This window comes from Streptomyces sp. NPDC087906 (assembly GCF_055584925.1).
In genome coordinates this window covers 20,230-28,927 of sequence record NZ_JBVJLC010000008.1, presented here as the reverse complement: position 1 = coordinate 28,927, position 8,698 = coordinate 20,230, and the positions used below count along the sequence as shown (strand labels likewise).

Genomic DNA, 8,698 nt, shown 5'->3' with positions numbered 1-8,698 from the left:
GGGGTTGTTTGGTCCCCCTGCTCCCGCCGTGGGCGGGGCGGGGGGGGGGGCCGTATTTACAACCGGGGGGGGGGCCCCCCCCCCCGGGGGGGGGGGGCCCGGGGGGGGGGGGGGCGGGGGGGGGCCCCCCCCCCCCCCCCCCCCCACCACTGGAAGGGGTGAATGCACGTAACTTATGCGTACCGGGCGCGTTCTGTGGCGCTACGGTGCTTTTCGACTACGCAAGGTCAGGCAGGGGGGTCAGGCGGCCGGGTCAGGCGGCGACCGGCCCTCCGGTCAGCTCCTTGCGCGCCGCGCGGCGCACGGCGGCGAGCGCGGGATCGAGTGCGGGCACGGCCGCGAGCAGTTCCTTGGTGTACGGGTCCTCGGGGGATCCGTACACCCGGTCGACGGTGCCCTGTTCGACGATCCTGCCGTGCCGCATCACCGCGACCCGGTCGCTGACCTTGCGTACGACGGCGAGGTCGTGCGCGATGAAGACCAGCGCAAGCCCCAGCTCGCGCTGGAGTTCCGCCAGCAGCGCCACGACCTGCGCCTGGGTGGTCACGTCGAGGGCCGAGACCGGCTCGTCGCAGACGATCAGCCGCGGCTCGGCCGCCAGCGCCCTGGCGATCCCGACGCGCTGGCGCTGGCCGCCGCTGAACTCGTGCGGATAGCGGTCGTGCCGGTCCGGGTCGAGGCCGACCCGCTCCAGCAGCTCGCGCACCCGCGTGGTGACCGCCGCGTCGTCCAGCACACCGGCCGCGCGCAGCGGGTCGGCGACGGACTCCCCCACCGAGCGGCGCGGGTTGAGCGAGGAGACCGGGTCCTGGAAGACCATCTGCAACTCGCGCCGGTAGGGCCGCAGCTCCTTCTCCGACAGCGCCCCGATCTCCTGGTCCCGGTAGGTGAGCCGGCCGGACGTGGGGTCGAGCAGCCGGACGAGCATCCGGCCGAGGGTGGTCTTGCCGCTGCCGCTCTCGCCGACGATGCCCAGGGTCTCCCCCGGCCGTACGGTCAGCGAGACCCCGTCGACGGCGCTGACGGTCTGCTTGCCGCGCCGGAACTCCCTGCGCAGGTCGACGGCTTCGAGCAGTGGCGGCTGCCGCCGCTCGGCCGGCGCCGCCGTACGGGACACGGCGGCGTCGACCCTCGGTACGGCGGCGAGCAGCGCGCGGGTGTACTCCTCGCGCGGCGCTCCGAGGACCGTCGCCACGGGCCCGCGCTCCACCTGCCTGCCGTGCCGCATCACGAGCACGTCGTCGACGCTCTCCGCCGCGACCCCCACGTCGTGGGTCACCAGCAGCAGGCCCATCCCGGTCTCCCTGCGCAGGTCGTGCAGCAGGTCGAGGATCTGCGCCTGGACCGTGACGTCGAGGGCCGTCGTCGGCTCGTCCGCTATCAGCAGCCGCGGTTCGCAGGCGAGCGCCATCGCGATCAGTGCCCGCTGCCGCATGCCGCCGCTGAACTCGTGCGGCCGGGAACCCGCCCGGCGCGCGGCGTCGGGGATGCCGACCCGGTCGAGGACGTCGACGGCCCGCGCACGCGCGGCCTTGCGGGAGGCCCGGGTGTGGACCCGGTAGACCTCGGCTATCTGGTCGCCGACCGCGTAGTACGGGTCGAGGGACGACAGCGGGTCCTGGAAGACCATCGCGGCCACCGCGCCCCGCAGCGCGCGCAGTTGGCGTTCGGGGACGGTGTTCACCGCCGTACCGCCGACCCGGACGTCGCCGCCGACCTCGGCGCCGGTGCCCCGGTGCAGACCGAGCAGGGCGGCGGCCACGGTGCTCTTGCCGCTGCCGGACTCGCCGACCAGCCCGAGCGCCGCGCCTGCCTCAAGGGTGAACGACAGGTCGTCCACGGCCCTGATGGCCTCGGCGCCGGTGGCGAAGTCCACCGTCAGGCCGGCCACGACGACCAGCGGCTCCGCCGACTCCCCTGTGCCGGTGCTGTGTTCGAGAGTCATCGCAGAACCACCCGTCGGTCGGCCACGGCGTACAGCAGGTCGGCGAGGACGTTCGCCAGGACGACGGCGGTGCCGGTCACCAGCACCACCCCCACCACCACGGGCAGATCGATCTCCCGCACGGCGTCGATCAGGGTCTTGCCGACCCCGGGGATGCCGAACAGCGATTCGGTGAGCACGGCCCCGCCCAGGACGGTGCCGAGGTCGAGCGCGTTGAGCGCGATGACGGGCGGTACGGCGCCGCGCAGCGCGTGCCGCGCGATGATCGCCCGCTCGCCGACCCCGTAGGCGCGGAAGGTGCGGATATGGTCCTCCGCCAGTGTCTCCAGTGTCGAACTGCGCGTGAGCCGGGCGTATTTGGCGCTCTCGAAGAGGCCGAGGGTGAGCCAGGGCAGCAGCATGTTCCAGCCCCACTGCGTCGGGTCCTCGGTCAGTGGCACGTACGAGGGGAACGGCAGCCACTTCAGATAGGCGCACACCACCATCAGGAACAGCAGCCCGAGGATGAACACCGGTGTGCTGGTGCCCGCGAGGGTGAGCAGGGTCAGCGCGCGCTCGGTGATGCCGCCGCGCCGCAGCGCGGACAGCAGCCCGGTGCCGATGCCGATGACCAGCCAGACGACCATCGCGCCGATGGCGAGCGACAGCGTCGCGGGCAGCTTCTCCAGCAGCAGGTCGGTGACCTGCTGGTCGCTCTGGTACGAGAAGCCGAGGCAGGGCGCGTCGCAGTGCAGCGCGGCCGTGCCGGACGAGTAGTCGCGCCCGGCGAAGATGCCCTGGACGAAGTGCGCGTACTGGACGTACACCGGGTCGCCCAGGCCGAGTTGGCCCCGTACCTGCGCGACCTGCGCGGGCGAGCAGCGGTCGCCGCAGGCGAGGCGCGCCGGGTCACCGGGCGCGATGTAGAACAGCGCGTAGATCACGGCGGACAGCACGAGGAGCACGAGCACCGCGCCGCCGAGCCGCTTGAGCAGATAGCGCGTCATGAGGCGGCGCCCTTCGAAGACTTGCGCGCGCGGCCCCGGCCGATCCGCAGCCGGCTGGCCTCGCGCGGGTCGAGCGCGGCGCGCACCCCGTCACCCAGCACGGTGAAGGTGAGGACGGTCACGAACAACACCCCTGCGGGCAGCAGCACATACATCGGGTCGGCGCGGAACCAGGTCGTCGCGCCGGACAGCATCTGCCCCCAGGACGGTGTCGGCGGTTTGACGCCGACGCCGAGGAACGACAGCGACGCCTCGATCACGATGTTCGACGGGACCAGGATCGACGCGTACGTGATGACGGGCGCGGCGAGCGACGGCAGCAGTTCGCGCCGCGCCACCCGCCAGCGGCCGGAGCCGCCGAGCCGGGCGGCGGCCACGAAGTCGAGTTCCTTCAGGGTCAGCGTCTGCGCGCGCACGATCCTTGACGTACCCCCCCAGTTGAGGAGTCCGATGATCAGGATCAGCAGCAGCGGGCGCGGAAACCCGGACGGTACGACGGCGGTCAGGGCGATCCCGAGGACGAGCAGCGGCAGCGCGACCATGACATCGGTGACCCGGCTGAGGAACGTGTCGAGCCACCGGTTGCCGAGCGCGGCGCACAGTCCGACGGTGACCCCGATCGCGAGCTGCACCACCGTCGCGCCGAGCGCGACGAGCAGTGAGACACGGGCCCCGTACATGAGCCGGACGAACAGGTCGCGTCCGGTGCCCGGTTCGACACCGAGCCAGTGGTCGCCGCTCACCCCGCCGAACGAGCCGGTGGGCACCCCGCCGCGCGCCGAGTCGACGAGCGCGTCGTGGTACGTGTTCACGTCCTGGCCCTCAAGGGCCGCGAACAGCGGTGCGGCGACGGCGAGTACGACGAGCAGGACCAGCACACCGGCCGCCACGAGGGCCGAGGGGCGGCCCCGCAGCCTGCGCCACACCTGGCGCGCGTCCGAGGCGGCGGGCGCCGCCGCCTCGGACACCAGCAGATCGGCCGTGGTCACTTGACGGCGACCCGCGACACGTCGAGCACGCCGGTCCAGTCGCTGATGACGACGTTCTTGACGTTCTTGCCGACGAGCCGCTTGTAGACCGGGTGGAACAGCGGCACGTCGAGCGCCTCCCCGCCGAGCTTCTTGTCCAGCGCGCCCCAGCGCTTGGCGGCGGCGGCCGGGTCGGTCAGCTTGTTGATGTCGTCGATCTCCTGGTTGACCGCAGGGTCGTCGAGCTGGGCGTGGTTGAAGTTGCCCGCGCCGTCCTTCACGATCTGCCGGCCGTCGAAGATCGGCGCCAGGAACGGGCCGCCGGAGGGCCAGTCGCCGCCCCAGTGGGCGAGGAAGAAGCCGGGCGCCTTCGCGGCGGTGCGGGTCTTGTCCTTGTAGGCGTTGTTCTCAAGACCGTCCAGCTTCACGGTGATGCCGGACTGCTTGAGGCCTTCCTGCACGGCCGTCGCGATGGTGGGGCTGTTCTCCCGGTCCTCCAGGGTGGAGTGGGTGAGCGTGATGGTCAGCCCGTTCGGGTAACCGGCCTCCTTCAGCAGCTCCTTGGCCTTGGCCGGGTTGCCCGACTTGCCCGCGGGGAACAGGTCGTACGGCGCGTAGCCGTACGCCTCCTGGTCGGGCAGGAAGGTGGTGGCCGGCTCGGCGAGCGCGGAGCCGCCGGCCGCGTTGATGACGCTGGTGCGGTTGATCGCGTACGAAATGGCCTGCCGCACCTTGACGTTGTCGAACGGCTTGACCTTGGTGTTGAAGGCCAGGTAGTTCGTGTAGCCGAAGTGGCCCGTGCCCACGCGCTTCGAGAGCGCGCTGTCGCCGGAGACCTGGGCCAGCTCGGCGGGGCCGAGGTTGGTGTCGGTGGTGACGGCCGAGGCGTCGGCGCCGGTGCTGGTGGACAGCCGCTGGTTGATGACGGACGGGTCGAGGCCCGACTTCACGTCGATGGTGTCGGGGTACTGCCGGCGCCTGGGGTCGGTCTTCTGCGACCAGTTGGTGTTGCGGGCGAAGACCATGTGCTCGCCGTCGCCCTCGTTCTTGACCACCTTGTAGGGCCCGGAGGAGATCGGGTGGGTCTCGTACTTGGCGCCGGTGTCCTTGGCCTTCGGCACGGGCGCGAACTGCGTCTGCGAGGCGAGGAGCGGGAAGTCGCCCTCGGGCTTGGAGAGTTTGAAGACGATGGTCTTCGGGTCGGGCGTCACGATCGAGGCGAGGCCCTTGGGGTCCTTGTACGGGCCCTGGTAGTCGGCGCCGCCGACCAGCCAGTCCCGCAAGTAGGGCGCGCCGCCGGAGAGTTCGGCGGCGAAGGAGCGCTCGATGCCGTATTTGATGTCGGCGCTCGTGATCGGGGCGCCGTCCTCGAACTTCAGCCCGTCCTTGAGTGTGTACGTCCACTCGGTGGCGTCGGCGTTGGGGCGGCCGGTGTCGGTGGCGAGGTCGGGGACGACCTTGTTGCCCGCGGGGCCCGCACCCGGGCCGCGGGTGGTGAGCGTGCGGAAGACCAGCGTGGGGATGTTGCCGCCGCCTGAGGTGTACTGCCGGGCCGGGTCGAAGTCGGTCAGCGGCGTGGTGTTCAGCACCGAGAGCGTGCCGCCCTTCTGCGGCTTGCCGCCCGCCCCTTCACCGTCCTTGGAGCTGTTGTCCTTGGGTCCCGCGCAGGCCGCGGCGCCCGCGACGACGGCCAGGCCGACGGCTGCCGCTGCCAGGCGGCGGGATATGAGGGACGGTTGACGACGCATCGGAAGACCTCTCGGAGTGCTGTGAACACAGCGGATGACTGCGGGGGGGGGTGGGGCCGTGGGAACGGGCCCGCACGCGCGGCGAGAGGCCAGGCAGGGGTACTGACGGGACGCGACGCCGGCGCGCGCGGAGGCGGGCGTCAGCGACAGAGGATGTCGGCCACGCACAGCGGAGTCACACCGATGAGCGTCAGCTCAATGGCGATGTGACCGCAGAAGCTTGCGTGGCGGGACGGCATGCCGAGAAATATGGAGGACCCGACCCCCTCTGTCAAAGGGCGGCCGGGTCCGCGATGTCAGCCTTTGGGGAAGACCCAGGGGTTCGGACGGCACGTGATTCCGTCGATATCAAGGGACTTAGTCTGCTGTTGCATGACAGGCGCGAGGGCCCCCGGCGTGCGGCATGTCACATGGCCGTGGCCGAGCCGGTGGCCCACCTCGTGGTTGATCAGCATCTGCCGGTAGGAGTACATCGCGGCGGCGCCGAAGGTCTTCGAGCCCTGCGCCCAGCGGAACGCGTTGATCATGACACGGTCGGTGCTGGCCGAGTCGCAGGACACGTTGTCCTCGGTGGTGTCCAGGCCCGACTTGGCACACCAGACGGCGGTGGTGCCCGGGCTGGCCAGGGTGATCACGAAGTCCGGTCTGCCGGTGGCGATCCGCTCGAAGGTCCTGGCCCCGTGATGGGCCCAACTGCGGTCGTCGTTCAGGGTTTTCTGCACGGCGTCGGCGAAGAGCACGCCGTCGAGCCCGAGTCCGTTCTCGATGTCCACGCGGTAGCGGAACTTCTCCCCCTTGCCGGGGGCCTTCGCGGTGCCGGGCACCGGCGTGAAGCGCCCTGACGCCTTGAGCTTCGGCGAGAGCGGGAACTGCTCGGCCATGAGCTGGGTGTACGTCGGGGCCGGCGGCGGCGCCTTCACCGGCCGCGGCGGCGGCACCGTCTCCGTACCGGCCCTGGCGGCGATGGCACCCGCGCCGTCGGCCTTGGCCGCGGGCTGCTTGCCGCCGCCGTCGGCGACCTGGCCCGCCACGACGATCGCGAGGACCGTGGTGACAGCGGCGGCGGCGATGCCGGTGAAGGTGCGCCCCTTGCCGCCTTTCGCCGGCTGCGCGTCGTCGGAGGCTCCGGAGCGCGGCGGTGCGGGCTCGTGGGGCCCCGCCGCGTCGGGAGCCGGGTCCGGGTCCGGGTCGGGTGTTCCGTCCGGCGCTTCATCCTTCGTACCGGCGGCAGTTGGGCCAGGACGCCGCTTGACGGGCGGCGCGTCGAAAGCGTCGAAGGTGTCGAACGCGTCGACGAACTCCCGTCGCGGGCCCGGGATCATCGGCGCGCCGGTGACCGGATTGGTCAACCGCCCCGCCCCCGCCCGCCCCGCGGTCGCCCCGGGGCGCGCCGCCCCGCCCTGCCAGTCGCCGTAGCGCTGCCCCGAACCCCAACCGCCGCCGGGCTCACGCTGTTCGGGATGGCCGCCGCGCACCTGCGGCGCGCCGTGGCCGACGGCGCTGTGCTGACCGGGACCGAAAGGAGCGAAAGGGGTGCTCGGGTCCAACGGGTCGGCGGGGCGCTCCCGCCGGTCACCGCCGGGGGCCGAACCGGCCGCCGTGCCCGGCGTACCGCTCTGCGGGACCGGCGAAGCCGGGCCCTTGCGGCTGTGTCGTCCCACGCCCCGGATCAGCCCCTGACGTCGTCGGTCGAAGTGTCGGTCGAAGTAATGAGGTCCCGGACGGCTTCGGCGACCAGGTCCGGGTATTCCATCATGGCGACATGTCCGGCGTCCGGAAGTGTCAGGAGCCGGGAGTCGCGGAACGAGCGCGACGCCTTGCGGGCCATACGGTACGAGACGAGCTGATCCCGCCCGCCGTAGATGAGCAGGGTCGGCGCGAGCACCCGCTCCGCCTGGCGCCACAGCGCGTGCTGGCCGCCCAGCGTGTACGCGTTGACGATGCCGCGCGCCGAGCGCGTCATCGCGTCCCAGAAGTACGGGAGTTGGAGCCGGCGCTCCATCTCCCGCACCGCGTGGCCGAGGTCTTCCTCCGACACCGACGCCGGATCGCCGTAACACAACGCCATCACACCGCGGGTGCGCTGCTCGGCCGTCCACTCGCGGGTCATCCGCACGAACAGCGAGGCGACGCCGGGCAGAGCCAGCAGCCCGGTCGGCACCGCGCTGCGCTGCACCCGGATCTCGGGCAGGGCGGGCGACACCAGCGTCAGGGTGCGGACGAGGTCGGGGCGCGCTGCGGCGACCCTGGTGACGACGGCGCCGCCGAGGGAGTTGCCGACGAGATGCACCGGGCCGCGACCGGAGGCGTCCAGCAGTCTGACCACGGCGCGGGCGAGGCCGGACACCGAGTAGTTGCCGTCGTCCGGCGGCGGGGAGTCGCCGAAGCCGGGCAGATCCACGGCCTCGCCGTCCACCATGTCGGCCAGCAGCGGCATCAGCGCCGACCAGTTCTGCGACGAGCCGCCGAGCCCGTGCACGAAGAGCGCGGGCGGCAGACCGGCCCGGGTCGCCGGTCTCGCCCGGACGGTCAGCGTCAGTCCGGGCAGCGCCACGGACCGCAGTTTCTCCCCGTCCGCGACACGGACGGCGGCGACGCGCGGCGCCACGGTGGCGGCGAGAGTTTCCGGCAGGTCGGTCGAAGGCATGCGGCAATGTTACGAGACCGTCACGCCCCGGTCTGCGTGTTGGCCGTCACAGACCATATGGCGCCGCGCACGCCCCGCTCCTACGCTCGTAGGTAGGCACACCGAGGAGAGAAGGCAGGTATGCCGGTCGACCCCGCAGAGCCCGACGAGGCCAGGACCGAAACCGACGAGCCCGAGGAGAGCGACGAACCCGACGAGACCGAAGCGGCCGAGGAGGTCGTCGAAGGCGACATCGAGGTCCCGGAGGCGGACGCGGTCGAGCAGGCCCGTACGGTCCCGGCCGACGAGGACGAGTACCGCTGATCGGATTTCGTCGGCAATGGCCGTCTTTGGTTGTCCGGTCCGTGAAATTCTGCGTCCGCACGGCCCGCCGCCGGGTTACCCAAAAGTACGATGGGTGTCGC

At 71.9% G+C, this 8,698-nt stretch carries 8 protein-coding genes; 1 reads left to right on the top strand and 7 read right to left on the bottom strand.

Annotated features, from left to right (window positions below; genetic code table 11):
* Positions 1-253: 253 nt before the first annotated feature.
* The 7 genes from ACZ63I_RS23265 to ACZ63I_RS23235 form a co-directional block, all read right to left on the bottom strand.
* Positions 254-1,945: an ABC transporter ATP-binding protein gene (locus ACZ63I_RS23265; RefSeq protein ID WP_469340914.1), complete on the bottom strand. Its 1,692-nt coding sequence runs from the start codon at positions 1,943-1,945 to the stop codon at positions 254-256.
* Positions 1,942-2,931 (bottom strand): ABC transporter permease, encoded by a 990-nt coding sequence (locus ACZ63I_RS23260; protein ID WP_469340913.1) that lies wholly within the window; start codon positions 2,929-2,931, stop codon positions 1,942-1,944. The genes ACZ63I_RS23265 and ACZ63I_RS23260 overlap by 4 nt, the downstream gene beginning before the upstream one ends.
* Positions 2,928-3,920 (bottom strand): ABC transporter permease, encoded by a 993-nt coding sequence (locus ACZ63I_RS23255; protein ID WP_469340912.1) that lies wholly within the window; start codon positions 3,918-3,920, stop codon positions 2,928-2,930. The genes ACZ63I_RS23260 and ACZ63I_RS23255 overlap by 4 nt, the downstream gene beginning before the upstream one ends.
* Positions 3,917-5,647, bottom strand: coding sequence for an ABC transporter substrate-binding protein (locus ACZ63I_RS23250; RefSeq protein WP_469340911.1), 1,731 nt, complete (start codon positions 5,645-5,647; stop codon positions 3,917-3,919). Before ACZ63I_RS23250 ends, ACZ63I_RS23255 begins: the two co-directional genes overlap by 4 nt.
* Before the next feature lie 140 nt (positions 5,648-5,787).
* Entirely contained in the window at positions 5,788-5,886 is a 99-nt protein-coding gene (locus tag ACZ63I_RS23245) for an Ms4533A family Cys-rich leader peptide (protein ID WP_328583444.1), read from the bottom strand.
* A 57-nt stretch (positions 5,887-5,943) separates the two neighbouring features.
* Complete coding sequence (locus tag ACZ63I_RS23240) at positions 5,944-7,308, bottom strand: DUF3152 domain-containing protein (protein ID WP_469340910.1); 1,365 nt, start codon at positions 7,306-7,308, stop codon at positions 5,944-5,946.
* Positions 7,309-7,316: 8 nt separating this feature from the next.
* Complete coding sequence (locus ACZ63I_RS23235; protein WP_469340909.1) at positions 7,317-8,294, bottom strand: alpha/beta fold hydrolase; 978 nt, start codon at positions 8,292-8,294, stop codon at positions 7,317-7,319.
* Between the two features lie 120 nt (positions 8,295-8,414).
* Between ACZ63I_RS23235 and ACZ63I_RS23230 the strand changes: the two genes are divergently transcribed.
* On the top strand, positions 8,415-8,597 hold the full coding sequence (locus ACZ63I_RS23230; protein ID WP_469340908.1) for a hypothetical protein: 183 nt from the start codon (positions 8,415-8,417) through the stop codon (positions 8,595-8,597).
* Positions 8,598-8,698: the final 101 nt, after the last annotated feature.